The following is a 25,902-nucleotide window of genomic DNA, read 5'->3' as shown; positions in this document are numbered from 1 at the left end:
GCCATTTGTGCTGCATCCCTAGTCTGGCCCCAGGCAACGGCGGTCCTCCAAACCGACCTTACAAAAACCGCCAGAAAAGGGCTCGGACATGACTCTGAACAACATCGAAATCGACACCCTCGTCGTCGGCGCCGGCCAAGCCGGCGTGGCCATGAGTGAACACCTGAACAAGCTCGGCGTGCCGCACCTGGTACTGGAGCGCAACCGCATCGCCGAAGCCTGGCGCACCGGCCGCTGGGACTCGCTGGTCGCCAACGGCCCGGTCTGGCATGACCGCTTCCCGGGGCTCGAATTCAACCTCGATGCCGATGCATTCGCCGGCAAGGACCAGGTCGCTGACTACTTCGAACAGTACGTGCGCAAGTACAACCTGCCGGTACGTACCGGCATCGAAGTGAAGAAAGTGGTGCGTAACAGCGACCGCCCCGGCTTCACCATCGAAACCAACGAGGGCGTGATCCGCGCCAACCGCGTGGTCGCCGCCACCGGCCCGTTCCAGCGCCCGGTGATTCCGGCCATTGCGCCGCAAGACCCACGTCTGCACCAGATCCACTCCGCCGCCTATTTCAACCCCGAGCAGTTGCCCGCAGGCGCCGTGCTGGTAGTGGGTGCGGGTTCTTCGGGCGTGCAGATCGCCGAAGAACTGATGCGCGCCGGGCGCCAGGTGTACCTCTCGGTCGGCGCCCATGACCGCCCGCCACGGGCCTACCGCAACCGCGACTTCTGCTGGTGGCTGGGCGTGCTGGGCGAGTGGGACGCCGAAATCGCCAAGCCCGGCCGTGAGCACGTGACCATTGCCGTCAGCGGCGCACGCGGCGGCCATACCGTGGACTTCCGTGCCCTCGCCCATCAAGGCATGACCCTGGTCGGCCTGACTCAGTCGTTCAGCGAAGGCGTTGCCCGCTTCCAGGACAACCTGGCGGACAACATTCGCCGTGGCGACGAGAACTACCTGGCCCTGCTCGATGCCGCCGACGCCTACATCGAACGCAACGGCCTGGACCTGCCAGAAGAGCCCGCAGCTCGCGAGCGGCTGCCCGACCCAGCGTGCGTCAGCAACCCTCTGCTCGAACTCGACCTGATAAAGGCCGGCGTCAGCAGCATCATCTGGGCCACCGGCTATGGCGTGGACTTCAGCTGGTTGCAGGTCGACACATTCGACGCCAACGGCAAGCCTCAGCACCAGCGCGGCGTTGCCCGCGAGCCGGGCGTGTACTTCCTCGGCCTGCCCTGGCTGTCACGCCGCGGCTCGTCGTTCATCTGGGGCGTGTGGCACGACGCCAAGCACGTCGCCGGCCACATCGCCACGCAACGGACCTACCTGGCCTACCGCGACAGCGATCAACGCGCAGCGGATGACCAGCAACAACCCACGACCAGCAACGTCAGCACCCTCGGAGCCCACTGATGCCTACCCATACCCGTATCCGCATGTTCAACACCAAGGTCACCTACCCCAACCAGACCCTGGACAACGACCTGTGCCAGGCAGTGCGCGCCGGCAACACCGTCTACGTACGCGGCCAGGTGGGCACCGACTTCGAAGGGCGACTGGTGGGCCTGGGTGACCCACGGGCACAAGCCGAACAGGCGATGAAAAACGTCAAGCAGCTGCTTGAAGAGGCAGGCTCGGACCTGTCGCACATCGTCAAGACCACCACCTACATCACCGACCCGCGCTTCCGCGAGCCGGTGTACAAGGAAGTCGGCAAGTGGCTCAAGGGCGTGTTCCCGATTTCCACCGGGCTGGTGGTGGCAGGCCTTGCCCAGGCCGAGTGGCTGATGGAGATCGACGTGATCGCCGTGGTGCCGGATCAGGCTTGAGCCACCGCCTGCGCACTCAGCCAGGCCTGCGTTACCCGCGCAGCCGCCGTTAGCCGCTGTGCCCCGTGCAACTGGGCTGACGGCACTTCAACGCTGAGGCTGACGCCTTTGGGCAAGGCTGCGAGCAACTGCACCAACGGCAGTTGCCCGTCGCCCGGCAACTGCCGGCCCTGGCGCGCTTCCTGGATGATGCCGCTCTCGGGTGGCGCCTGCAGGGGCGCATCGCACAACTGCACGGCCTGCAAGTAACGCGGGTCGATGTGGGCAAGGTCTGCCACCTGCCCACCCGCGCGAAACAAGTGCAGGGCATCGACCAACACACCGCTGTTGCCTTGCCCCGCCCCTGCCACCACGCTGTAGGCCTGCTGCACGGTCGCCACCGGCCGCCAGCGCATGAACTCAAGGTCCACGCGCAGGCCATAACCCCGCGCCAGCACGCACAAGGCCGCGAAGTGCCCGGTCAGCCGCGCGAAATCGGCGTCATCCCCCGACACCGTCAAGCTCACCGCCCCCAGCTCTGCACCTGCCGCCAGCAACGGCTCGTAATCGGCGACCACCACCTCGGGTGTCAATGACACGAACTCGATGTCAGCGACCCGCACGCCCTCGCCCGCCATCACCGCCTTGAGCTCACGCAGCGCCTGGCTACCCGCCGCTTCCGGGTAGGCCAGTGCACCCGGCAGCACCGGATGCAAGCGCAGCCCCACCGAACTGAAGCCGGCACGGCGCGCCTCGCGCACCAGCTCGGCAGGCGCCAGGTCCAGCGCCGTCAGGTGAGCGACACCCAGGCCACTCAATAGGTCGCCCTCCCACCGCTGAGGTCGAACACGAAGCCGGTAGTGAAACTGCACTCGGGCCCGGCGATCCAGCTCACCATGTTGGCGATTTCCTCTACCTTCAGGAACCGCCCCATGGGGATCTTGGCCTTGCTCGCGGCAATGTGCTCCGGGGTCATCTCGGCCATCAGCGGCGTTTCGACCATGGCCGGCGCCACGCAGTTGAGCAACACGCCGTCCTGCGCCAGCTCTTTGGCTGCGGCCTTGGTGAAGGCGATCACCCCTGCCTTGGCTGCCGAGTACGCCGAGATGTATTGCACGCCATCCTTGCCGGCCATCGAGGCGACATTGACGATGCGCCCGTAGCCGCGCTCACGCATGTGCGGGATGGCAGTGCGGCAGCAATAGAACACGCCGTTCAGGTCAATGGCGATGACCTTGTCCCAGGCCGCTGGCGGGTATTCCCACGCGGGCACCACCGGGCCATTGATACCGGCGTTGTTGACCAGGATCTCGACCTGCCCGACCTGCGCCAGCACATGGGCGAAGGCCGCTTCAACCGAGGCCAGAGACGACACATCGACCGACTGACGCAGCACAGGCTCGAAACCCTGCTCGGCCGCGTCCCAGCCATCGACCGCGAGGTCCCAGATCACCACTTGGGCGCCCGCAGCGTGCAACCGCTGCGCAATGCCCAGGCCGATGCCACGCATGCCGCCGGTGACGATTGCAGTCTGCCCTTGCAGGTATTGGCTCATTGCTTTGCTCCATTATCGAGAGAGGGAACGTCTGGCAGGCGACGCAGGTCGCTGACCATGAACAGGTAACACAGCGCACCCAGGACGGTGATCGACGACACGAAGACCAGGGCCCAGACAAACGAGCCGGTCATTGACACGATGATGCCGATGGTCAATGGGGTGACGATGCCCGCCGCGTTGGCGAACAGGTTGAACAGGCCGCCACTCAAGCCCAGCAGGCCTTTGGGCGCGATATCGGAGACGATCATCCAGGCCAGCGCCGACATGCCCTGGGCAAAGTAGGCGATGCAGAGAATGGCGATCACCAGCGCGTCGGACTCGACATAGTTGGCCAACACAATGACCGAGGCCGTGAGCAGGCCGGCAATCACCGGCAGCTTGCGCGCCACGTTCAGGGAGTAGCCACGGCGCAGCAAGGCGTCGGACAACCAGCCGCCGACCAGGGTCCCCAGCGACGCGGCGATGAAAGGCAGGACTGCGACCCAGCCGACCTTCAGCCACGGCATGTGCCGCTCGGTCACCAGGTACGTCGGAAACCAGGTCAGGAAGAACACGTTGGTCGAGTTGCAGGCAAACTGCCCCAGGCAGATACCCAGCATGTTGCGGTGCTTGAGCAACGCCGGGATCTGCGACCAGCGGAACACCGTGGCTTTCTGGCCACCGTCGACCACGCCGCCGCCGGCGGCGATGTAGTCGAGTTCGGCCTGGTTAGCCGTGGTGGACTGGTGCGGTTCATGGTATTTGCGCCACCAGACCAGGCCATACAGGATGCCCATCAGCCCGACCGCCATCAGCAGAAAACGCCAGCCGTAGGCATGCAGCACCCAGAACAGCAGCGGCGTTAAAAAGGCCAGCCCGGTGTACTCGGCGAAGGTGTAGATACCGGTCGCCCTGGCCCGTTCACTCTGCGGGAACCAGGTCGCCACCACGCGGCTGTTGGTGGGGAAGCACGGTGCTTCGGTCACCCCCACCAGAAAACGCATGCCCAACAGCGACAGAAAGCCCTGGGCCAACCCTTGCAAGCCGGTGAACAGCGACCACAGCGTCAAGGCCAGCCAGTAGGTGAACTTCGTACCCAGCCGGTCGATGAGGATCCCGCCCGGGATCTGCGCCGCCGCGTAGGTCCAGGAAAACGCCGAAAAGATCACCCCCATCATCGCCGCATTCAGGCCCAGGTCGGCACTGATACTGGGCGCCGCAATGCCCATCACGCTGCGGTCGAGGTAGTTGATCATGGTGCCGCCGGATATCAGCGCCAGGATCATGAAGCGCGTGCGAGTGCGTTGTTGCAGGTGTGCAGGGGTGTCCAACACCCCCAAGCCGATGTTCTGCTCAGTGTTCATGACGGTTGCTCTCTTGTTATTGGAATGGCAAAGGGCGCTGCGTCAGGCGAACCCGAACAGACGTCGCGGCGTGTCCCACATGACCTGGCGGCGCAGTTGCGCATCCGGCATCAGGCGCTCGGCCAGTTTCAGCAATGGCCCGTAGTCCACCCGCGCGCGCTGGCGAATGAACGGCCAGTCCGAGCCCCACACACAAGCATCCGGGCCAAAGGCCTCGATCAGGGCATGGACGTAGGCACTGCTCTGCGCCAGCAGCGCATCGGCCGCGGCGAACTTCTGCATGCCGGACAGCTTGACGCTGGCCCGGCCGCTGCCAGCCAACTGCAGCAAGGCCTGGAAGCCCGGCTGCTGGACGCCGGCGCGTACGTCTGGTCGGCCGCAGTGGTCGATCAACAGGCGTGCCGAGGTACGCCGCAGCAGCCCGCGCAACGCCAGCAACTGGTCTTCGCAGACCTGGACCTGGGCAAACAGGTCGAGCTCGGCGAGCTTGCCGAACAACCCGTCGACCGCGTCGAGGCTCGCCACCCCGTACAGCGCCGGGTTGAAAGCCACCCCGACCACCCCTTGGGTCTGCAGCGCGGCCAGCGCATCGAGGGTGATGCCAGGGTCGACCACCGCCACGCCCTTGAAACGCCCCTGCCCTATGGCCAGGGCGTGCAACAGGCAACGGTTGTCGGTGTGGTAGCCGCTGTTGGGGCCTACCAGCAAGGCATGCTGCACACCGTAGGCCTCCATCACCCGGTTGAACTGCTCGAGGGTGGCGACCTCCTGCCCGGACGGTGCATAGGGCGCGTCGGGGTGATAGGCAAAGCGGGCGGGGTCAAACAGATGGTTATGGCAATCGATCTTGGGTTCATCAAAGATGTTCACGCAGCACTCCCGTCAAGCGCCGCTGCGCTTGCCTGCAGATCTTGTTATTGTGCGCCGCAAAGGCGGCTCGGCTGGGTTCAAGATACTGCGTGCCCAGCGGATGCGCTCATACCCAGATGGCGAAGACCATAACCAAAGGTAATGCCCATGCCCCTCGACAACGAAGGCCCGGAAGCCCGCGCGCTGGTGTTCAAACTGCGGCACATGGAAGTGTTTCGTGCGGTGATGCTGACCGGGTCGATCAGCGCGGCGGCGAAAATGCTTTATGTGTCGCAGCCAGCGGTGAGCAAGTTGATCCAGTACATCGAGGGGCGCCTGGCGTACCGGTTGTTCGAGCGCATCAACAACCGCCTGGTGCCAACCCACGAGGCGCAGATTCTCTTTCGCGAAGTCGAGCGGGTGTATCAGGCGGCGCTGGAGGTCAATGAATGTGCGTTGTCACTGGCCAGTGGCGGCCATCGCAACCTGCGCATCTCGTGCAGCGCATCGCTGTCGACCGTGGTAATACCGATTGCGCTGGCCCAGCTCAAGCGCGAGTCGCCCTCGCTGAACATCGAGTGGCAAACCTCGCTGATGGGTGAAATGCCGAACCAGATCCTGTCGAAGAAGGTCGACCTGTCGATTGCCGCCTTGCCGGTGATCCACGATCACCTGCATTCACGGGCGTTCATGCGTGGCCGCATGGTGGTGGTGATGCCGCCGGAGCACGCCCTGGCGCGGCAGGCATCCCTGACCCTGGAGCAACTGCAAGGCCATGACTTGCTGCTGTTCAGGCCCGACATGCCGTTTGGCAAACTGCTGGCCGAACACATCCACCAGCGCGGCCTGCAGCTGCAATCATTGTTGTCGTTCACCAATGCCAACGAAGCCGTGGCCCTGGTCAAGCAAGGCATGGGGCTTACCCTGATCGACGAGTTCGTGGCGCAGGACAGCGGCTTGGCGGTGGTGCCACTGGCCGAAGAAATCCACTTCGACATCAGCTTTGTCTATTCGCGCTTCGAACCGCCTTCGCACTCGGCGCTGCACCTGATGCAGGTGCTGCATGCGCAGGCGTTGAAGCTTGGCCGTGGGGTTGCGGGGTTCGAGCTGCCTGCCGCCTGAGGCAGAGAAGCGGCCCGGCAAGGCCGCCTCTGCAGGGAATCAGGCGATGGCGGCGTCCACCAACACCTGCGCTTCCTGCACCAGGCGCTGCAGGTGCGCCTCGTCGATGAAGCTCTCGGCGTAGATCTTGTAGATGTCCTCGGTGCCCGACGGCCGCGCGGCAAACCAGCCGTTGGCGGTCATCACCTTCAACCCGCCAATCGCCTGGCCGTTGCCTGGCGCATGGCTGAGGATCTGCACGATCGGCTCACCGGCCAGTTCGGTCGACTTGACCTGTTCGGGTGCCAGCTTGCTCAGCAACGCCTTCTGCCGTACATCGGCCTTGGCCTCGACACGCGTAGCAAACGGCTTGCCCAGTGCCGCCGTCAGGTCCGCATAGGCCTGGCTCGGATTGCGCCCGGTACGTGCGGTCATCTCTGCAGCCAGCAAGGCCGGAATCAACCCGTCTTTGTCAGTGGCCCAGACCGAGCCATCGCGGCGCAGGAACGACGCCCCCGCGCTTTCCTCGCCACCAAAACCCAACGAGCCATCGAACAGGCCCTGGGCAAAGAACTTGAAGCCCACCGGCACCTCATACAGTTCACGGCCCAGGCGTTCGGTGACGCGGTCGATCAGGCCGCTGGACACAACGGTCTTGCCCACTGCCGCGTCGCTGCGCCATTGCGGGCGGTGACGGAACAGGTAGTCGATGGCCACGGCCAGGTAGTTGTTCGGCTGCAACAGGCCATCCGGGGTGACGATGCCATGGCGGTCGTGGTCCGGGTCGCAGGCAAACGCCACGTCGAAGCGCTCGCGCAGGCCAATCAGGCCCTGCATGGCGTGGGGCGAGGATGGGTCCATGCGGATCTGGCCGTCCCAGTCGACGGTCATGAAGCGGAAGGTCGGGTCGACCTCGGTGTTGACCACTTCCAGGTTGATTTTGTAATGCTCGGCAATCGCCGCCCAGTAATGCACCCCGGCCCCACCCAACGGGTCAACGCCCAGGCGCAGGTTGGCGCTGCGAATCACATCGAAGTCGATGACATTGCCCAGGTCTGCCACGTAGTGGCTCACGTAGTCGTGGCGATGGGTGGTGGCAGCTTGCAAGGCCTGGGCATGGTCCATGCGCTTGACGCCCGCCAGGTTCGCCGCCAGCAGTTCGTTGGCCTTGGCCTCGACCCACTTGGTCACGTCGCTGTCGGCCGGGCCGCCATTGGGCGGGTTGTACTTGAAGCCCCCGCTTTGCGGCGGGTTGTGCGACGGCGTGATGACGATGCCGTCGGCAAGGCCTTGTTCACGGCCACGGTTGTAGCAAAGGATGGCGTGGGACACCGCCGGGGTCGGCGTGTACTCGTCGTCTTTGGACAACATCACCTGCACGCCGTTGGCCGCCAGCACTTCCAGCGCACTGGCCGAGGCCGGTGCCGACAGCGCGTGGGTGTCGGCGCCGATGAACAGCGGGCCGTCGATGCCCTTCTCCTGGCGGTACAGGCAGATGGCCTGGGTGATGGCCAGCACGTGGTACTCGTTGAAACTCAACTCGAAGGAAGTACCTCGGTGCCCCGAGGTGCCGAAGGCCACCCGCTGGGCCGCCACCGCCGCGTCGGGGCGGCCGGTGTAGTAAGCGGTGAGCAGTCGGGGAATATCGACCAGCACGCTGGCCGGAGCCAGCTTGCCTGCCAAAGGACTGAGCGTCATGCAGAAACCTCGAGTTCAACGGATGTTGGTGTTGGAGCTTGCAGTGTACTGAGAGTTGCAATGCCGCGCGATGGTCTAGAGTATTTGCCATCACTCCCCGGCAACGAGGCCCCATGGCTGTCCACCGCCTGACCCGCACTCACCCCCGCCTCACGTTCGCCGCCCTGGTCGGCATCATCGGCGCCTGGCTGGTCCCGGCAGGTGACACCGTCCAGCATATCCTCGTCGGCTGGAACCTCGGCGTCTGGCTTTACCTGCTGCTGGTGCTGTGGCTGACCTGGAACGCCAACCCGGATAAAGTCCGCAAGGTCGCCCAGATCGAGGACGAAAACGCCGGGCTGGTTCTGTTTACCGTGTGCATCGCCGCCATCGCCAGCCTGGCCGCGATCACCCTGCAACTGGTCTCCAGCCGCGGCTTGCAAGGCAATGCGCTGGCCCTGCACTACCTCTACACCGGCTTGACCGTGGCCGGCTCCTGGCTGCTGATCGGCTGCATTTTCAGCCTGCACTACGCCCGGCTGTTCTATAACGGGCAAAACCACGAACCCCCACTGCGCTTCGCCGACGGCGAACGCAACCCGGATTACTGGGACTTCCACTACTTCTCGTTCACCATCAGCGTGGCGGTGCAAACGTCCGATGTCGGCGTCGCCGGGCGCGGGCTGCGGCGGGTGGTGCTGGCGCACTCCGTGGTCGGCTTCGTGTTCAACACGGCGATTCTGGGGTTCACCATCAATATTGCGGCGGGCCTGCTGGGCTAGCACCGGTTCAACTCGCACCGCTCGTCAGAAAACGCTGCACGCCTGAGAATCGTGAAATTGGCAGAATCTGCCGGGTTATTCGGCACCGCCGCACAAGGAAAACGTTTGCCGGGCCTTTTGCCGCTAGCCGCTGTCCGAGACGCTAATGTGACGTGGGTCAAGCCTCATCGCTTTGGTCGAACTCAGCCACTGGGCACTGGCGTGGCAGGTGCTATGGTTACATTCCCTGCGGCCGTGCCTGCGGCCACCCGCTCACCGCGTCCAGGTAAGGACAAGGAGGCTGGCATGAACAAGATGACGTTCCCAAACGCCTGTCAGGTGATGCGCTGGCATTTCCACCCGCTGGGCTTCGAGGCCAGCATGGATGCACCGCGCAGCATGATCGCGCGCCTGTTCGACCGCGCCACCGGGGAAACCCTGCTGGCCATCGCCGGCATTCCTTGCGCCGCCATCATGGCCGCGGCGGATGTCGAGCGCATCATCGAAGCGGTCGAGGCCGAAATGGACGCCTTCGTACCGGTCTTCGCTTTGCGCGACGCAGGCTAAACCGGCACCTCGGGTTCCTGGCGCAGCGCCTGCAAATTGCCCATGAACTGCTCTGCCGGCACCGGCTGGCCCAGCAGATACCCTTGCAGCGAATCGCACCCCAGGCGGGTGAGGAAGTCTTGCTGTTTGCCGGTCTCTACCCCTTCGGCAACGATGCGCAACCCCAGTGCCTGGCCCAGGGCAACGATTGCAGAGACAATCGCGGCGTCATCGCTGTCCTGCTCCAGGTCACGCACGAAACCACGGTCGATCTTCAGCTCGTTGGCCGGCAGGCGCTTGAGGTACATGAGGCTGGAGTAACCGGTGCCAAAGTCATCGATGGACAAGTCCACGCCCATGTCGGACAGGCGTTGCAGCACCGTCAGGCTGGCATCGGCGTCGTGCATGGCGGTGGTTTCGGTGATTTCCAGAGTCAGGCAGTTGGCCGGCAGGCCATTCTCGCTCAAAGCCCGGGCCACGCTTTCGACCAGCCCAGCGTGGCAGAACTGGATGGCCGAAAGGTTGACCGCCATGCGCCAGCCCAGGTGCCCTTGGTCCAGCCACTGACGCATCTGCCGGCAGGCTTCGTCGAGCACCCATTCGCCAATGGGGATTATCAGGCCGGTCTTTTCCGCCAGGCCGATGAACCGATCAGGCAGCAACAACCCCTGCTGCGGGTGCTCCCAGCGCAGCAGGGCTTCGGCACCGATCGGCTGGCAGGCCTGGGCATCGAACTTGGGCTGGTAATGCAGGCGGAACTGGCCCTGCTCCAGCGCCTGGCGCAGGTCCTGCAGCAACTGCAGCTGCTGCCGAGCGTTGCTGTTCATCGACACGTCGAAGAAGCTGTAGCCATTCTTGCCGGCGCTTTTGGCGTGGTACATCGCGGCATCGGCATTGCGCAGCAACTCGTGCTGGTCCAGGCCATTGCCTGGGTACAAGACGATGCCCAGGCTGGCCGTGAGCTGCAGATCATGCTCGGCGACACGGAACGGCCGCGACACCAGGTTGACCTGCTTGACCGCCACGTCCATGGCATCGTTCGGCTCCTGCAATTCCACCAGCAGCACGAACTCGTCGCCGCCAATGCGCGCCAAGGTGTCCTGGCTGTGCAAGTGGCCACGCAGGCGTGCGGCCACAGCCTTGAGCAACAGGTCACCGACATGATGGCCAAAGGCATCGTTGACCGGTTTGAAACCATCCAGGTCGATGAACATCAAGGCAAAGCACCCGCCCTGCTCCGCCACCTTGCCGATGGCCTGCTCGATGCGGTCGGCCAGCAGGGTACGGTTGGGCAGGTCGGTGAGCGTGTCGTGCAGGGCCAGCTGGGTCAGCTCCTGGTTGGCCAGGGTCAGCGAGCGGGCAAGTTCCGCGGTGCGCGCTTCCAGGCGCGCGTCCAGCACCGAGGTCAGCAACGCCACCGCCAATACCGCCAGGGTGGTGATCAGCACCAGGTAGACCAGCCCGTCGCCTTGCAGCCCGCCGCCCAGCGCACCACAGAAGCTGCCCGCAGGGAAATTGGCCGCCGCCATGCCGGTGTAGTGCATGCCCACTATGGCAACCCCCATGATCACGGCCGCCAGGCCCCGGATCTGGCGCACGTAAGGGGTGTGTCTGCGCAAGCGAAACGCGATCCACAGCGCCGCCGCCGAGGCGCCAACGGCGATCAACAGCGAAGCGCCGAACAGCGTTGGGTCATAGTCGATGCCCGGCAGCATGCGCAGCGCGGCCATGCCGGTGTAGTGCATGCAACTGATGCCCGCCCCCATGATCAACGCACCAAAGCCCAGTTGCAGCCAGGGCAGGCTCGGCTGGCTCACCAGCCACAAGGCAAAGCCTGACGACAGCACGGCGATCAACAGCGAAAACGCCGTCAGCCCAAGGTCGTAGCCCAGCTCGACGGGCAGGCTGAACGCGAGCATGCCGATGAAGTGCATCGACCACACGCCGATGCCCATGGCCAGCGCGCCGCCCCCCATCCACAGGTGCACAGCCCTGCCTTTGGCCGTGGCAATGCGGCCGGTCAGGTCAAGGGCGGTATAGGACGCCAGGATCGCCACGCACAGCGAAATCAACACCAACGAAGAGGAGTAGCTGCCTGTGAGCATTGGGAGTTCCAGCGACAGGCCAGGGGGCCCGGAAAAAGCTGACAATTGTACTCAAGCTTTGGCGAAACGCACGGGGTTTTTGCGAATGGGAATGGATCCAACATCCCCTCCTGAGGCTCTGCCCCGGCCCGCTCCTACTGGGTCATCGTTGTTTTCTGAATTTCGAGCAAGGCAGGTGCTCACACAGCCCTAGGGCTGGGCGAGCTCCTACTCGGCAAACGCCTGCTCGGCATCCCAACCGCCGCCCAGCGCGGCGATCAGTTGCACACTCGCCACCAGCCGCCCTTGCAGTAGGTTCAGCACACTGCGCTCATTACTCAGCGCCGTGGTCTGCACGTTCACCACATCCAGGTAGCCGATCAAGCCCGCGCGGTACTGGTTCTCCGTAAGGCGCAGCGACTCACGCGCCGCGTCCAGGGCCTCCTGGCGTACCACCGCTTCATCGCCGTATACCTTCAGCTGCACCAGGTAGTTTTCCACCTCCTTGAAGCCATCGAGCACGGTCTGGCGATACTGCGCCACAGTCTGGTCATACACCGCCACGGTACGGTCCACCTCGGCGCTGCGCTTGCCCGCATCGAACAAGGTCATGGCCAGCGAAGGCCCTACCGACCAGTAGCGGTTCGGCAGTTCGATCCAGTTGCTGAAGCTGCTGCTGGAATAGCCCCCACTCAGGCTCAGGCTCAGGTCGGGGAAGTAGGCAGCCCGCGATACGCCGATATTGGCGTTGGCGGCCATCACGTTGCGCTCGGCCGAGGCAATGTCCGGGCGGCGCTCAAGCAATTGCGAGGGCAATGTCACGGGGATGTCCGGCAGCGCCGGGATGTTCTTGCTGTCGGCCAGCGCGAAGTTCGCCGGGGCCTTGCCCAGCAACACGGCAATGGCATTCTCGAACTGAGCACGCTGCCAGATCAGGTCGATCAGGTCTGCCTGGGTGCTTTTCAGCTGGGTCCGCGCCTGCGCCACCGCATCGGGGCCGGACACACCGGCGCGATACTGGTTTTCGGTCATGCGCAGCGAGCGCTCGTAGGTGGCCACGGTCGCTTCCAGCAGGCGCTTCTGCTCATCGATCACACGCAACTGCAGGTAGTTTTGCACCAGCTCCGACTGCTGGCTCAGGCGAATCGAGGCAAGGTCGGCAAAGCTGGCTTCGGCACTGGCTTCGTTGGCGTTCAAGGTTTCACGTAGCTTGCCCCACAGGTCGATCTCCCAGCTCACGCCGAGCTGCGTGTTGTAGGTGTTGCGAATGCCGCTGCTGTTGTTCGACAGGCTGGAGCTGGAGCTGCCGGTGCCTTGAGCCGAACGGTTCTTGCTGGCGCTCAGGTCCAGGCTCGGGAACAGCGCGGCGCGGCTGCTGCGCACCAGCGCCTGGGCCTGGCGGTACTGGGCTTCGGACTGCGCGACGGTCTGGTTGCTGCGGTTGAGCTCTTCGACCAAGGCATTGAGCCCGGCATCGCCATAAACCTCCCACCAAGCGCCACGGGCAATGGCGTCCGACGGTTTGGCCTGGCTCCAGCCCTCGGCCTGCTTGTACTGCGCCGGGGTGCTCAGCTCAGGGCGGTGGTAGTCCGGGCTCAGGGTACAGGCACTGAGCAGCGCTACACACAGGCCGGCGCCGAGCAGACGCGAGCCACGCCCCAGGGTCAACGACTGCAGGGTACGGTGAAGGGGTGTCTGGGCAAAGTTCATAGCGGGGTTTCCAGAGCGGCGTCGGTGCGCACGCCGCGCCAATGGTTGAAACGGTGACGCAGGCGGTCGAGGTACAGATAGACCACCGGTGTCGTATAAAGGGTGAGGATCTGGCTGAAGACCAGGCCACCGATGATGGTCAAACCCAGCGGCTGGCGCATTTCCGCGCCTTCGGCACGGCTGACCAGCAGCGGCAAGGCGCCGAGGATGGCCGCCAGGGTGGTCATCAGAATCGGCCGCAAGCGCAACAGGCAAGCGCGGCGGATGGACTCCTCCGGCGACAGGCCCTGGTGGCGCTCCAGTTGCAGCGCCAGGTCGATCATCAGGATCGCGTTCTTCTTCACCACGCCAATCAGCAGGAACAGGCCCAGCAGCGAGATCAGGCTGAACTCGCCGCCGGTGACATACAGCGCCAGCAAGGCACCGACGCCGGCCGAGGGCAGTGTCGAGAGAATGGTCAGCGGGTGAATGTAGCTTTCATAAAGAATGCCCAGCACCAGGTACACCAGCACCAGCGCGCCAAGAATCATGAAGGGCTGGCCTTCCTGGGTCTTGGCGAAAGCGTCGGCGGTGCCGCCGAGCTTGGCGATGACTTCCTCGGGCAGGCCCAGCTTGGCCACCGCCCGCTCCACTGCGGCCATGGCCTGGTCAGGGCTGTAGCCTTCGGCAACGTCGAAGGCAATGTCTTCGGAGGCGAACTGGCCCTCGTGGCTGACCCGGTCATTGGCCAGGCTGTTCTCGTAGTGGGCAATGGTCGACAACGGCACCCGGGCGCCATCATTGGTGATCACCTGCACCTGCTCCAGGGTGCTCGGGTCCCAGGCGTATTTCGGGTTGATCTCCAGCACCACCTGGTACTGGTTGAGGCTGTCGTAGATGGTCGAGATCTGCCGCTGGCTGTAGGCGTTGTTGAGCACCGTGGTGACCATGTCCATGTCGATGCCCAGGCGCTTGGCCTGGTCACGATCGACCACCAGGGTGACCTGCTGGGTGCCGGCGCCGTCACGGGCGTCAATGGCCGTCAACTCGGGCAAGGCACGCACCGCCGCGACCACTTTCGGGAACCACTCGCGCAGGGCCGCCAGGTCGCCGCTCTGCAGGGTGTACAGGTACTGCGACGAGGTCTGGTCACGCCCGCCGCCACCCAGCTGCAGGTCCTGGTCAGCCATCAGGAACAGGCGCCCGCCGGGCACCTTGGGCATCTCTTTGCGCAGGCGCTCGATGACCTTCTGGGCATCGATCTTGCGCTCGTTGATCGGTTTCAGGCGCACCAGCACCATGGCATTGTTGGTACCACTGTTGCCGCCGATGAAGCCCGCCACACTCTGCACCGCAGGGTCGGCCAGCAAGGCGCGGCGGTAGATTTCCATCTTGGGCTGCATCACGCTGAACGACAGGCCATCGTCACCCCGGATAAAGCCCATCAACTGGCCGGTGTCCTGCTGCGGCATCAGTGTCTTGGGCACCACCACGTACAGGGCAATGTTGATGCCGATGGTGGCCAACAGACTGAGCAGGGTCAGGCGCTTGTGGCGCAGCGCCCAGCCAAGGCTGCGGTCATAGCCATTGACCATGCGCCGGTGCAGCTTGTCGCTCCAGCGCTGCACGCGGGTCTGCTGCGCCTGGTGCGGCTTGAGCCAGCGCGCGCAGAGCATTGGTGTCAGGGTCAGCGAGACCACCAGCGAGACGATGATCGCCGCCGCCAACGTGATCGAAAACTCCTGGAACAGGCTGCGCACGATGCCGCCCATGAACAGGATCGAGACGAATACCGCCACCAGCGACACGTTCATCGACAACAGCGTGAAGCCCACTTCCTTGGCGCCCAGGAAGGCCGCACGCATCGGCGGCTGGCCATCCTCGATGTGCCGGGAGATGTTCTCCAGCACCACGATGGCATCGTCCACCACCAGGCCGGTGGCCAGGATCAGCGCCATCAGCGACAGGTTGTTGAGGGAAAAACCGCACAGGTACATGACCGCAAAGGTGCCCACCAGCGACACCGGTACCGCCAGGCTCGGGATCAACGAGGCACGCAGGCTGCCGAGGAACAGGTAGACCACCAGGATCACCAGCCCTACCGCGATCAACAGGGTGTGCTCGGCCTCCTTGAGGGTCGCCTTGATCACCGGCGAGCGGTCCATGGCCACATTCAGCTGGACGCTGGCCGGCAGTAGCGACTGCAACGCTGGCAACTGCGCCTTGATCTGGTCGACCGTTTCGATGATGTTGGCCCCGGTCTGGCGGTTGACCACCAGCAGTACCGCGCTCTGGTCGTTGAAGAAGCCGCTGTTGTAGCGGTTCTCGACGCTGTCGGTGATGGTCGCCACGTCGGACAGGCGCAGGATGGTGCCGTTCTGCTGGCGGATCACCACCGGCTCGTAGTCCTTGGCCGTTTCCAGCTGGTCGTTGGCCCGCACCTCCCAGCTCCGTTCGGCATCCTCGACGAAGCCCATGGGCCGGCGCTGGTTGGCGTTGGACACGGCGGTGCGTACCTCGTCCAGCGATACGCCGTACTGGTTGAGCAACTGCGGTTCCACCGAGATGCGCACGGCCGGCAGCGAACTGCCGCCGATCTGCACCTCCCCTACCCCGGACACCTGGGCCAGGCTCTGCGACAGGATGGTGTCTGCCAAATCGTACAGCTGGCCCTTCTGCAGCACTTCGGAGGTCAGCGACAGCACCATGATCGGTGCCTGCGACGGGTTGATCTTCTTGTACGTGGGCATGCTGCGCATGCCGCTGGGCAGCAGGTTGCGGGTGGCATTGATGGCCGCCTGCACCTCACGCGCCGCGCCGTCGATGTCACGGCCCATTTCAAAGCCGATGATCACCCGCGTCGAGCCCTGGTTGGAGCTGCTGGTCAGCGTGGTAACGCCGGCGATGCTGCCCAGCTTGCGTTCCAGCGGCGTGGCCACGGTGGCGGCCATGACTTCAGGGCTGGCACCGGACAGGTTGGCCTGCACCACGATCACCGGGAAGTCCATCTGCGGCAGCGGCGCAACCGGCAGCAGGCCGAAGCTGACCCCGCCCAGCAGCATGATCGCCAGGCTCAGCAGCATGGTCGCTACCGGGCGCCGGATGAAAGGACCGGACAGGTTCATTTGTAGCTCCAAGCTGCAAGTTGCAAGCTACAAGTGGTCGTGCGAGCAGGCTCGGAACTCCGGCTCACGTCAATCAGCTTGCAGCTTGCGGCTTGATGCTTGAGGCCGCTCATGCCGGCTCCTCCGCAACGTCCGGCCGACCAAAACGACGCGCAAGCCGATCAAAATAAAGGTAGATGACCGGCGTGGTGAACAGTGTCAGTACCTGGCTGACCAGCAGCCCGCCCACCATCACCAGGCCCAGCGGCTGGCGCAGTTCGGCACCGGAGCCGGTTGCGAGCATCAGCGGCACCGCACCGAACAGCGCGGCCAGGGTGGTCATCAGGATCGGCCGGAAGCGCAGCAACGCGGCCTGGTAGATGGCGTCCTGCGGGGACATGCCCTGATGGCGTTCGGCTTCAAGGGCGAAGTCGATCATCATGATCGCGTTCTTCTTGACGATGCCGATCAGCAGGATGATGCCGATGATGGCGATCATGCCCAGGTCGTTGCCACTGATGAGCAATGCCAGCAACGCGCCGACCGCCGCCGAGGGCAAGGTCGAAAGGATGGTCACCGGGTGGACGTAGCTCTCGTAGAGCACACCCAGCACGATGTACATGGTCACCACGGCGGCGAGAATCAGCAGCAAGGTGCTCGACAGCGAGGCCTGGAAGGCTTCTGCCGCGCCCTGGAAGCGGGTTTGCACGCCAATCGGCATGCCGATCTCCTGCTGCACCTGCTCGATGACCTTGACCGCCTCGCCCAGCGACGCGCCATGGGCCAGGTTGAACGACATCATCACCGCCGGGAACTGGCCGATGTGCGAAATCGCCAACTGCGCCTGGCGCTGCTCGATACGCGCCAGCGCCGACAACCGCACCTGGCCGCCATCGGTGGCCTTGACGTGGATCGACTCCAACGCCTGCGGGCCGATGCTGGCGGCGGCTTGCGACTGCAGCACCACGCGGTACTGGCTGGCCTGGGTGTAGATGGTCGAGATCTGCCGCTGGCCGAAGGCGTCGTACAAAGCGTTGGTGATCTGCGCAACCGTGATGCCAAGGCGGCTGGCCATGTCGCGGTCGATCACCAGGTACACCTGCAGGCCCTTGTCCTGCAGGTCGCTGGCTACGTCGGCAAGCTCCGGGCGCTGTTGCAGCGCCTGCACCAGCTTGCCGCTCCACTGCGCCAGCAGGTCGGCGTCAGGCGAGGACAGGCTGAACTGGTACTGGGTGCGGCTGACCCGGTCCTCGATACTCAAGTCCTGCACCGGCTGCATGAACAGGCGGATGCCCACCAGCTTGTCGAGCTGCGGCTGCAGGCGGCTGATGACCTCGCCGGCGGTGACGTCACGTTCACCGTGCGGCTTGAGGTTGATCAGCAGGCGCCCGCTGTTGAGTGTGGCGTTGTCGCCATCCACGCCAATGTAGGACGACAGGCTCTGCACGGCCGGGTCCTGCAGGATTACCTTGCTCAGCGACTGCTGGCGCTCGCTCATGGCGGCGAACGAGGTCGATTGCGGCGCTTCGGAAATACCCTGGATCACGCCGGTGTCCTGCACCGGGAAGAAGCCCTTGGGCACCGCCATGTAGAGCACCACGGTAAGCGCAAGGCTGCCCACCGCCACCAGCAGGGTCAGCGGCTGATGCCTGAGCACCCACTGCAGGCCGCGGCCGTAGTGCTCGATCAGCCAGTCGATCCAGGCGCCACTGGCGCGGTAGAAACGGCCCTGCTCTTCTTCCTTGGGCTCGCGCTTGAGCAAGCGCGCGCACATCATCGGCGTGAGGGTCAGCGACACGACCAGGGAAATCAGGATCGCCACCGCCAGGGTGATCGCGAACTCGCGGAACAGCCGGCCGACCACATCGGCCATGAACAACAGCGGGATCAGTACCGCGATCAGCGAGAAGGTCAGCGATATCAGGGTGAAGCCGATCTGCCGGGCGCCCTTGAGCGCGGCCTGCATGGGGGTTTCGCCTTCCTCGATGTGCCGGGAGATGTTCTCCAGCATGACGATGGCATCGTCCACCACGAAACCGGTGGCGATGGTCAGGGCCATGAGGGTCAGGTTGTTCACCGAAAAACCGGCCAGGTACATCACGCCAAAGGTGCCGATCAACGACAACGGGACGGCAATCGACGGGATCAGGGTGGCACTGAAACGGCGCAGGAACACGAAGGTGACCATGACCACCAGGACGATGGCGATCAGCAACTCGTGCTGCACGTCCTTGACCGCGGCGCGGATGGTCTGGGTACGGTCGGTGAGCACCGACACGTCGAGGCCGGCCGGCAGGTTGTCGGTGATCGAAGGCAGCAGTTCCTTGATCCGGTCGACCACTTCGATGACGTTGGCCCCCGGCTGGCGCTGAATGTTCAGCAACACGGCCTGGTTTTCGTTGGCCCAGGCGGCGAGGCGCTCGTTTTCGGCACCGTCGACGATCTCGGCCACATCCTTCAGGCGCAGCGGCGCACCGTTGTTGTAGGCCAGGATCAGGTTGGCGTATTCCGCCGGGGAACGCAGCTGGTCGTTGGCGTCGAGCATCGACACCCGGGTCGGGCCGTCAAAGTTGCCTTTGGGCTGGTTGACGTTGGACGCGCCGATCAGCGTACGCACGTCATCGAGGTTGAGGCCGTTGGCAGCCAGGGCATCGACGTTGACCTTGATGCGCACCGCCTGGCGTTGGCCACCGGCGATACTGACCATGCCCACGCCACTGATCTGGGCGAGCTTTTGCGCCACCCGGGTATCGACCAGGTCGTTGAGCTTGGGCAGCGGCATGGTCTTGGAGGAAATGGCCAGGGTCAGCACCGGGGTGTCGGCCGGGTTGACCTTGTTGTACACCGGCGGTGCGGGCAGGTCGCTGGGCAGCAAGTTGCTGGCCGCATTGATCGCTGCCTGCACCTGTTGCTCGGCGACATCCATGTTCATGTCGAGGCTGAAACGCAGGGTCAGCACCGAGGCACCGCCGGAGCTGGTCGAGGCCATCTGGGTCAGGCCCGGCATTTGCCCGAACTGGCGTTCAAGCGGCGCGGTGACCGCACTGGTCATGACTTGCGGGCTGGCGCCGGGGTACAGGGTCATGACCCGGATGGTCGGGTAATCGACCTGTGGCAGGGCCGAAACCGGCAACAACGTGTAGGCAATCAGGCCGGCCAGGACGATAGCCAGCATGCTCAGCGTGGTGGCGACCGGCCGCAGGATGAACAGGCGCGAGAGGTTCATGCGCCCGCCTTGCCTGCTTCAGCAGCCTGGGCGGCGCCCTTGGCGTCCTGGCCTTGCAGGTGCTGACCGGGGGTGGTCGGCACTTGCGAGCTGTCTTCGACCACGTCCACCTTGGTGCCCTCTCGCAGCCGGTCGGTGCCTTCCAGCACAAGGCGGTCGCCGGCAGCCAGGCCTTCGAGAATCACGCTGTTTTCACCATCGCTGGCACCGACCTTGAGCTTGCGCACGTTGACGGTGTTCTCGGCGTTGATCACATAGGCGAAGGTGCCGTCGTTACCGAACTGAATGGCCGCCGCAGGGCCCATTACCACCTGCTTGAGGGTGTCGGCCAGCAGGCGCACGTTGACGAACTGGTTGGGGAACAGGGCCAGGTCCTTGTTCTCGAACCGGCCCTTGAACTTGAGGGTGCCGGTGGTGGTGTCGATCTGGTTATCGATACTGCCCAGTACACCGCTGGACTGCAGCTTGCTGTCGCTGCGGTCCCAGGCCTCGACCGGCAGGCTGGCGCCGCTGCGATAGCGTTCCAGCACGGTGCTCAGCTCGGTTTCCGGCAGGGTGAACACGACGTTGATCGGCTCGGTCTGGGTGATGACGACCAGCGCGGTGGTGTCGTTGGCGGCTACCAGGTTACCCAGGTCGAGCTGACGCAGGCCTACACGGCCATTGATCGGCGCACGGATCTGGGTGAAATCGAGGTTCAGGCGCGCGTCGTTGACCTGCGCCTGGTTGGTCTTGACCAGGCCCTGGAACTGCGCGACCTGGGCTTCGGCGGTGTCGAGTGTCTGTTTGGCGATGCTGTCTTCGGCATACAGGCCTCGGTAGCGCGCGACGTCTACCTGGGCGTTCTTCAGCTGAGCCTGGTTCTGCGCCAGGGTGCCTTCGGCCTGCTGCAAGGCGATGCGGTAGCTGCGCGGGTCGATCTCAGCGAGCAGGTCGCCGGCCTTTACCTGCTGGCCTTCCTTGAAGTGGATCTTGACCAGCTCACCGCCCACCCGGCTGCGCACGTTGACGGTATTGGTCGCGGTGACCGTGCCCAAGGCTTTGTAATAAAGCGGGAAATCGCCAACCCGTGCCGGCTCGACGCGTACCGGCACCGGGTCGCTGGATGCGCCGAACCCTGGGCGCCCGCCCTTGCCCATGCGCCCGCTGCCGGCCTCTGTGTGGGCGGGCGTTGCGGGCCACAGCCACCAGGCCAGCAAGGCCACCAGCAGCAGGATCAGCAGGCCGACGAGCCAGCGACGGGAGGAACGGGATTTGGACGCTTGCATGGGTTGAACGAACCTTGTTCGGAATAACGATGTGGGGAGGGTGAACGATAAGCACTGGCATCGTTTTAGCAAAGGCCCTTTACCAGAGGTTTACCTTTGGCTGACGTTGCCAAAACGCTGAACTTTAAACGAAAACGGCCCGGAAATCGTTCCGGGCCGTTACAGGGTGTTGCTTGGAGCGGTGGGCGTGGCTGGAGTTCCGTTACCGGTACCGGCCCCGCCAGAAGCCCTTACTTCAGGACAGCCAGCGCTGCCTCGTAGTTAGGCTCTTCAGCGATTTCAGCTACCAGCTCGCTGTGCAGCACCTTGTCGTTCTCGTCCAGTACCACTACCGCACGCGCAGCCAGGCCGGCCAGCGGGCCGTCGGCAATGGCCACACCGTAGTTCTCGAGGAACTCGGCGCCGCGCAGGGTCGACAGGTTTTTCACGTTCTCCAGGCCTTCGGCACCGCAGAAGCGCGCCTGGGCGAACGGCAGGTCGGCGGAAATGCACAGCACCACGGTGTTGGCTACGTCATTGGCCTGGGCATTGAACTTGCGCACCGAGGTGGCGCAGGTTGGGGTATCGACGCTTGGGAAGATGTTCAGCACCTTGCGCTTGCCGGCGTAGTTCTGCAGCGACTGGTCGGCCAGGCCTTCACCCACCAGCGAGAAGGCTGGGGCCTGAGCACCGGCCTGCGGCAGGTTGCCCTTGACCTGAACCGGGTTGCCTTTGAGAGTCACTTGAGCCATGAACGAAATCCTTATGCGGGGTTTGAAAAGGACACTGAGTTAAGCATGAAGCCGACCGGGTGCCTATGGGTGAAGTTAAAATTGTTCTATTGCCAGACAATTATTGTGGACAAAAAAAAATGCCCAGATCGCGACAAGCGACCTGGGCATTGCTTGCAGCGGTGGTGAATCAGCTCAGCAAGCCGTAAACCACCGAAGTCAGCGCAACCACGCCGATTGTCACGACGAATACATTGGACATCGCGCCGCTGTACTTGCGCATCGACGGTACGCGGCGAATGGCGTACATCGGCATCAGGAACAGCAATACCGCGATAATCGGGCCGCCCAGCGATTCGATCATGCCCAGAATGCTCGGGTTGAGGGTGGCGACGATCCAGCAGACCACCAGCATCAGCGCAGCGACCACGCGGTCCAGGGTTTTTGCACCCGGGCGCGCACCGGCCTTGACGATGATGCCCTTGAGGCCTTCGCTGGCGCCGATGTAGTGGCCCAGGAACGACTTGGCGATGGCAATGAAGGCGATCAGTGGTGCGGCAAAGGCGATGGTCGGGTTGCTGAAGTGGTTGGCCAGGTACGACAGGATCGACAGGTTCTGCGCCTTGGCCTCAGCCAGTTGGGCACTGCTGAGGGTCAGCACGCAGCTGAAGACGAAGAACAGCACCATGGCCACCATCAGCAGGTGGGCGCGGGCGAGGATCTGGCCGCTGCGCTCATCGGCATGCTCGCCGTAGCGGCGCTTCTGGTCGACGGCGAAGGCCGAGATGATCGGTGAGTGGTTGAACGAGAACACCATCACCGGAATCGCCAGCCACACGGTGTGCAGGAAGGCCGAGCCCGAGGGCAGTTGCGTGGCGCTGTCGAGGATGCCCCCGGTCCAGTGCGGGACCAGGTACAGGCCCAGCAACGCCAGGGCAACGATGAACGGGTAGACCAGCAGGCTCATGACCTTGACCGTGGCCTGCTCACCGCAACGCACGATGGCCAGCAGGCCGAGGATCAGCACGAACGACAGCAGCGCCCGTGGCGGCGGCGTCATGTGCAACTGGTGCTCCATGAAGCTGGTAACGGTGTTGGTCAGCGCCACGCTATAGATAAGCAGGATCGGGAAGATGGCGAAGAAGTACAGCACGGTGATCAGCGCACCGGCCTTGATGCCGAAATGCTCCTCGACCACTTGCGTGATATCGCCGCCCGTGCGCCCGGAAAGGACAAAACGGGTCAGCCCGCGGTGGGCGAAGTAGGTCATCGGGAAGGCCAGTACGGCCAGGATCAGCAGCGGCCAGAAGCCGCCCAAGCCGGCGTTGATGGGCAGGAACAAGGTGCCTGCACCGATGGCGGTGCCAAACAGGCCCAGCATCCAGGTGGTGTCTTGACGTGCCCAACTGCCCAAGGCTGCCGGGGTCGATTCTTCATAGCGCCGTTCGACGCTTGGGGCCTGCTCATTCATTCCGGGTGTAGCTCCACTCGCAAGACTGCAACAGGCTGAGAGTGGCGAAACAGACGTATCGCACCCCTCAACCGAAAAAGAGGGCGCGATTGTGCACTGAAAGGTTGCACTTGCGAAGCCCCGTCCGAGGGACGGTTGCACTTGTCATGACAACAAGGTGAAACCAAGGGGGCCGCTTCGCGTCCCCCCTGTCACATTACTGCTGAACCGCGGCGAACGCCTCGGCCACCCGTTGCAGGTTGGCCGGCCGCAGGCCAGACATGCACACCCGGCCACTGTCGATCAGGTACACGCCGAACTCGTCACGCAGGCGACGCGTTTCTGCATAGCGTTGTTTAACGTTTGGAGACTGCTCATTCATTCCTCGTTAAGCCCACTCGCAAGAGTGCAACAGGCTGAGAATGGCGAACATAGTGCTATCGCCATACCCAACCGGAAATAAAATGCGATTACCGGCAAAGGATGCAACTAGGGAGGCCCTGCCCGAGAAACGCACATCACCGGTTTCCAAGTCATACATCCATCAACGCCGCTCGAGTGAAAGCTCAATACTTTTTAAATCCCTGAGCCTTCGAATCTCCCTGGCCGCTTCATTAAACTTCGCAATGTGCATGTCATGGGCCTGCCTATAAGCGTGGGCATTTTCCGCTGGAGCTCTTGTCGGCGAGTACGTGTAATTAAGTCTATCCCGGAAGGTTATTGCTGTATCATAATCATAACTAAACATCCCTCTCGCCTCAGGTATGGGTTGGCTTCCGTCTACCATCAGCAAGTAAGCGCGTTTGGCATTGCGATTGGAGCGATACTTCACAAACAGCGAGATCTCTCCGAATAAAGTCGCATCCAGATCAGGGGAAGGGGCATCATTAAACTTGACTTTATATGCAGTGGATAGCTTGGCAACTTTGACCTCACTACCAAAACGCCTAAGCATTCTAGTGTCAAACACTTCATGACTGGCCTGCAGTTTCACTCGCTTGAAAGTCAGAACATCTAACCAGCCACGCCCCGATGAGTCAAAACGATTTACTGGGTCGCCGCCGCAGTAGCAGTAGGGATTTATGCCGCCTTCCTCGAAGGGACTCGCATTATCAACGGACACAAAACGCATTAATCCTGGATTATAAAGTCGATAGCCCTTGCCAAGCAGATAACAGAGCGTGGGCAGGTCTAGCGGATATCCACAAAAACCCAGCAACGCAGAACTAACATTTACGCAGTAACCATAACTCGTATAAGAGCGCCAAGCTGGGTCTGTTTTCATGCCCACCCTCCCATGCACAGAAATATTAATACCCGTACGAGGTCGGCGTGCGCAACTAGTAGTTTTACCAGGTTGGAGGACTCGGATGAGTAAGTTCAGCCAGTGGAAAACCAGGTACTGCAAGGTAAGCCCGACGACTCCAGTCACTGGAGTACGTGACGGATGAGTCGTGGGACGGGACTATCACCGATGAAGCCGCGCTTCACTCAATTTTGAAGGCGGCTTCTGCTTCGGTTTTTACTGAACGGCGGCGAACGCCTCGGCCACCCGTTGCAGGTTGGCCGGTCGCAGGCCAGACATGCACACCCGGCCACTGTCGATCAGGTACACGCCGAACTCGTCACGCAGGCGGCGCACCTGCTCGACGCTGAAACCGGTGTAGCTGAACATGCCGCGCTGGCGCAGGAAGAACTGGAAGTCCTGCCCCGGCAGCAGCGTGCCCAGGGCATCGACCAGTGCCTGACGCATGTCGAGGATACGCTTGCGCATCACTTCGACCTCCGCCGCCCACTGGGCATTGAGCACGGCATCGCCGAGCACGCCGGCAACCAGCTGAGCACCGAAGTTGGGTGGGCTGGAGTAGTTGCGGCGCACGGTAGCCTTCAACTGGCCGAGTACGCTCTGGGCAGTGGCGTCGTCGTCGCAGACCACCGATAGGCCCCCTACTCGCTCGCCGTACAGCGAGAAGATTTTCGAGAACGAGTTGCTGACCAGGCACGGCACGCCGGCACGGGCCATTTCGCGGATGGCGAAGGCATCTTCGACCAGCCCCTCACCGAAGCCCTGGTAGGCGATGTCGAGGAACGGGATCAGCTGACGCGCCTTGACCACTTCCACCACTTGCTGCCACTGGTTCTGGTCCAGGTCGGCACCGGTCGGGTTGTGGCAGCACGGGTGCAGCAGCACGACGCTGTTGGCCGGCAGGGTCTGCAGCGCTTGCAGCATGCCAGCGAAGTCGACGCCACGGCTGGTCTGGTCGAAGTACGGGTAGGTATTCACCTTGAAACCGGCGCCTTCGAAGATGGCGCGGTGGTTATCCCAGGTCGGGTTGCTGACCCAGACTTCGGACTGCGGGAAATAACGCTTGAGGAAGTCGGCACCGACTTTCAGTGCGCCAGAACCGCCCACGGTCTGCACGGTGGCCACACGGCCGCCGGTCACCGCTGGGTGATCGGCACCGAACAGCAGGGCCTGAATGGCCTGGCGGTAGCTGGCCAGGCCTTCCATCGGCAGGTAGAGCGAGGCTTCGTGAGCCTGGCCGGCGATGCGTTTCTCGACCGCATCCACCGCCGCCAACTGCGGCACCACGCCGGCTTCATCGTAGTACAGGCCGATACTCAGGTTGACCTTGTCGGCACGGGGATCGGCCTTGAAGGTTTCCATCAGCGAGAGGATCGGGTCGCCGGCATAGGCATCGACATGTTTGAACACAGCGTGCAGCTCCTTGG

Annotated in this window: 19 protein-coding genes and 1 pseudogene; 5 read left to right on the top strand and 15 right to left on the bottom strand. The window is 63.5% G+C overall.

From position 1 onward, the window contains the following. The first annotated feature begins 3 nt into the window (after nt 1–3). Nucleotides 4–1,408 (top strand): annotated as a pseudogene (locus DJ563_RS05145) (flavin-containing monooxygenase). Next, nucleotides 1,408–1,824 (top strand): RidA family protein, encoded by a 417-nt coding sequence (locus DJ563_RS05140; RefSeq protein ID WP_033697417.1) that lies wholly within the window; start codon nt 1,408–1,410, stop codon nt 1,822–1,824. The pseudogene DJ563_RS05145 and the gene DJ563_RS05140 overlap by 1 nt, the downstream one beginning before the upstream one ends. Here the strand turns inward: DJ563_RS05140 and DJ563_RS05135 are convergent. From DJ563_RS05135 to DJ563_RS05120, 4 genes are read right to left on the bottom strand one after another with little or no spacing between them, the layout of a single operon-like run. Next, nucleotides 1,815–2,621: a sugar phosphate isomerase/epimerase family protein gene (locus DJ563_RS05135; RefSeq protein WP_434518949.1), complete on the bottom strand. Its 807-nt coding sequence runs from the start codon at nt 2,619–2,621 to the stop codon at nt 1,815–1,817. The two genes, DJ563_RS05140 and DJ563_RS05135, sit on opposite strands and share 10 nt — an antisense overlap. Continuing rightward, the gene (locus DJ563_RS05130) at nt 2,618–3,358 is read right to left on the bottom strand and encodes an SDR family NAD(P)-dependent oxidoreductase (RefSeq protein ID WP_033697414.1); all 741 of its coding nucleotides are present in this window, start codon (nt 3,356–3,358) and stop codon (nt 2,618–2,620) included. The genes DJ563_RS05135 and DJ563_RS05130 overlap by 4 nt, the downstream gene beginning before the upstream one ends. Further along, the gene (locus tag DJ563_RS05125) at nt 3,355–4,704 is read right to left on the bottom strand and encodes an MFS transporter (protein WP_434518948.1); all 1,350 of its coding nucleotides are present in this window, start codon (nt 4,702–4,704) and stop codon (nt 3,355–3,357) included. Before DJ563_RS05125 ends, DJ563_RS05130 begins: the two co-directional genes overlap by 4 nt. Before the next feature lie 42 nt (nt 4,705–4,746). After that, nucleotides 4,747–5,574, bottom strand: coding sequence for an amidohydrolase family protein (locus tag DJ563_RS05120; protein ID WP_434518947.1), 828 nt, complete (start codon nt 5,572–5,574; stop codon nt 4,747–4,749). Between the two features lie 147 nt (nt 5,575–5,721). Here DJ563_RS05120 and DJ563_RS05115 point away from each other — a divergent pair, with 147 nt between their 5' ends. Continuing rightward, complete coding sequence (locus DJ563_RS05115) at nt 5,722–6,675, top strand: LysR family transcriptional regulator (RefSeq protein WP_274099655.1); 954 nt, start codon at nt 5,722–5,724, stop codon at nt 6,673–6,675. Nucleotides 6,676–6,714: 39 nt separating this feature from the next. Here DJ563_RS05115 and pgm read toward each other — a convergent pair whose 3' ends face one another. Then, nucleotides 6,715–8,352 (bottom strand): phosphoglucomutase (alpha-D-glucose-1,6-bisphosphate-dependent), encoded by a 1,638-nt coding sequence (pgm, locus tag DJ563_RS05110; protein ID WP_434518946.1) that lies wholly within the window; start codon nt 8,350–8,352, stop codon nt 6,715–6,717. 113 nt (nt 8,353–8,465) lie between these two features. On the opposite strand from pgm, the gene DJ563_RS05105 reads away from it, so the two are divergent. Both DJ563_RS05105 and DJ563_RS05100 read left to right on the top strand, forming a co-directional pair. Next, on the top strand, nt 8,466–9,113 hold the full coding sequence (locus tag DJ563_RS05105; protein WP_033697408.1) for a DUF1345 domain-containing protein: 648 nt from the start codon (nt 8,466–8,468) through the stop codon (nt 9,111–9,113). A gap of 285 nt (nt 9,114–9,398) precedes the next feature. Beyond that, nucleotides 9,399–9,659 (top strand): DUF1652 domain-containing protein, encoded by a 261-nt coding sequence (locus DJ563_RS05100; protein WP_027593589.1) that lies wholly within the window; start codon nt 9,399–9,401, stop codon nt 9,657–9,659. Here the strand turns inward: DJ563_RS05100 and DJ563_RS05095 are convergent. The 10 genes from DJ563_RS05095 to DJ563_RS05050 form a co-directional block, all read right to left on the bottom strand. After that, the gene (locus DJ563_RS05095) at nt 9,656–11,743 is read right to left on the bottom strand and encodes a putative bifunctional diguanylate cyclase/phosphodiesterase (RefSeq protein WP_434518945.1); all 2,088 of its coding nucleotides are present in this window, start codon (nt 11,741–11,743) and stop codon (nt 9,656–9,658) included. The two genes, DJ563_RS05100 and DJ563_RS05095, sit on opposite strands and share 4 nt — an antisense overlap. A 207-nt stretch (nt 11,744–11,950) precedes the next feature. Further along, nucleotides 11,951–13,432: an efflux transporter outer membrane subunit gene (locus DJ563_RS05090; protein WP_274099342.1), complete on the bottom strand. Its 1,482-nt coding sequence runs from the start codon at nt 13,430–13,432 to the stop codon at nt 11,951–11,953. After that, nucleotides 13,429–16,536, bottom strand: coding sequence for an efflux RND transporter permease subunit (locus DJ563_RS05085; protein WP_434518944.1), 3,108 nt, complete (start codon nt 16,534–16,536; stop codon nt 13,429–13,431). Before DJ563_RS05085 ends, DJ563_RS05090 begins: the two co-directional genes overlap by 4 nt. Nucleotides 16,537–16,645: 109 nt before the next feature. Beyond that, the gene (locus tag DJ563_RS05080; protein ID WP_434518943.1) at nt 16,646–19,741 is read right to left on the bottom strand and encodes an MdtB/MuxB family multidrug efflux RND transporter permease subunit; all 3,096 of its coding nucleotides are present in this window, start codon (nt 19,739–19,741) and stop codon (nt 16,646–16,648) included. Continuing rightward, on the bottom strand, nt 19,738–21,009 hold the full coding sequence (locus tag DJ563_RS05075; protein ID WP_434518942.1) for an MdtA/MuxA family multidrug efflux RND transporter periplasmic adaptor subunit: 1,272 nt from the start codon (nt 21,007–21,009) through the stop codon (nt 19,738–19,740). Before DJ563_RS05075 ends, DJ563_RS05080 begins: the two co-directional genes overlap by 4 nt. A 230-nt stretch (nt 21,010–21,239) precedes the next feature. Further along, nucleotides 21,240–21,740, bottom strand: a complete 501-nt coding sequence (tpx, locus tag DJ563_RS05070; RefSeq protein ID WP_033697401.1) for a thiol peroxidase — start codon at nt 21,738–21,740, stop codon at nt 21,240–21,242. Between the two features lie 169 nt (nt 21,741–21,909). Next, nucleotides 21,910–23,190, bottom strand: coding sequence for a serine/threonine transporter (locus DJ563_RS05065; protein ID WP_047583738.1), 1,281 nt, complete (start codon nt 23,188–23,190; stop codon nt 21,910–21,912). A 196-nt stretch (nt 23,191–23,386) separates the two neighbouring features. Next, complete coding sequence (locus DJ563_RS05060) at nt 23,387–23,551, bottom strand: hypothetical protein (protein WP_434519754.1); 165 nt, start codon at nt 23,549–23,551, stop codon at nt 23,387–23,389. 162 nt (nt 23,552–23,713) lie between these two features. Beyond that, the gene (locus DJ563_RS05055) at nt 23,714–24,454 is read right to left on the bottom strand and encodes an RHS repeat-associated core domain-containing protein (RefSeq protein WP_434518941.1); all 741 of its coding nucleotides are present in this window, start codon (nt 24,452–24,454) and stop codon (nt 23,714–23,716) included. A gap of 237 nt (nt 24,455–24,691) precedes the next feature. Continuing rightward, nucleotides 24,692–25,885, bottom strand: a complete 1,194-nt coding sequence (locus tag DJ563_RS05050; RefSeq protein WP_434518940.1) for an aromatic amino acid transaminase — start codon at nt 25,883–25,885, stop codon at nt 24,692–24,694. Nucleotides 25,886–25,902 lie beyond the last annotated feature (17 nt).

Source organism: Pseudomonas sp. NFX1 (genome assembly GCF_051123555.1).
Lineage (GTDB): Bacteria > Pseudomonadota > Gammaproteobacteria > Pseudomonadales > Pseudomonadaceae > Aquipseudomonas > Aquipseudomonas capeferrum.
The sequence above is the reverse complement of the archived record's forward strand: the minus strand, read 5'-3'. Positions and strand labels throughout refer to the sequence as shown.

Coding starts and splice junctions, on each gene's coding strand:
- DJ563_RS05065 (WP_047583738.1), bottom strand. CDS start 23,190: ATGAATGAGCAGGCCCCAAGCGTCGAACGGCGCTATGAAGAATCGACC.
- DJ563_RS05060 (WP_434519754.1), bottom strand. CDS start 23,551: ATGAATGAGCAGTCTCCAAACGTTAAACAACGCTATGCAGAAACGCGT.
- DJ563_RS05055 (WP_434518941.1), bottom strand. CDS start 24,454: ATGAAAACAGACCCAGCTTGGCGCTCTTATACGAGTTATGGTTACTGC.
- DJ563_RS05075 (WP_434518942.1), bottom strand. CDS start 21,009: ATGCAAGCGTCCAAATCCCGTTCCTCCCGTCGCTGGCTCGTCGGCCTG.
- DJ563_RS05105 (WP_033697408.1), top strand. CDS start 8,466: ATGGCTGTCCACCGCCTGACCCGCACTCACCCCCGCCTCACGTTCGCC.
- DJ563_RS05090 (WP_274099342.1), bottom strand. CDS start 13,432: ATGAACTTTGCCCAGACACCCCTTCACCGTACCCTGCAGTCGTTGACC.
- DJ563_RS05095 (WP_434518945.1), bottom strand. CDS start 11,743: ATGCTCACAGGCAGCTACTCCTCTTCGTTGGTGTTGATTTCGCTGTGC.
- DJ563_RS05140 (WP_033697417.1), top strand. CDS start 1,408: ATGCCTACCCATACCCGTATCCGCATGTTCAACACCAAGGTCACCTAC.
- DJ563_RS05130 (WP_033697414.1), bottom strand. CDS start 3,358: ATGAGCCAATACCTGCAAGGGCAGACTGCAATCGTCACCGGCGGCATG.
- DJ563_RS05125 (WP_434518948.1), bottom strand. CDS start 4,704: ATGAACACTGAGCAGAACATCGGCTTGGGGGTGTTGGACACCCCTGCA.
- pgm (WP_434518946.1), bottom strand. CDS start 8,352: ATGACGCTCAGTCCTTTGGCAGGCAAGCTGGCTCCGGCCAGCGTGCTG.
- DJ563_RS05100 (WP_027593589.1), top strand. CDS start 9,399: ATGAACAAGATGACGTTCCCAAACGCCTGTCAGGTGATGCGCTGGCAT.
- tpx (WP_033697401.1), bottom strand. CDS start 21,740: ATGGCTCAAGTGACTCTCAAAGGCAACCCGGTTCAGGTCAAGGGCAAC.
- DJ563_RS05080 (WP_434518943.1), bottom strand. CDS start 19,741: ATGAACCTCTCGCGCCTGTTCATCCTGCGGCCGGTCGCCACCACGCTG.
- DJ563_RS05115 (WP_274099655.1), top strand. CDS start 5,722: ATGCCCCTCGACAACGAAGGCCCGGAAGCCCGCGCGCTGGTGTTCAAA.
- DJ563_RS05085 (WP_434518944.1), bottom strand. CDS start 16,536: ATGAACCTGTCCGGTCCTTTCATCCGGCGCCCGGTAGCGACCATGCTG.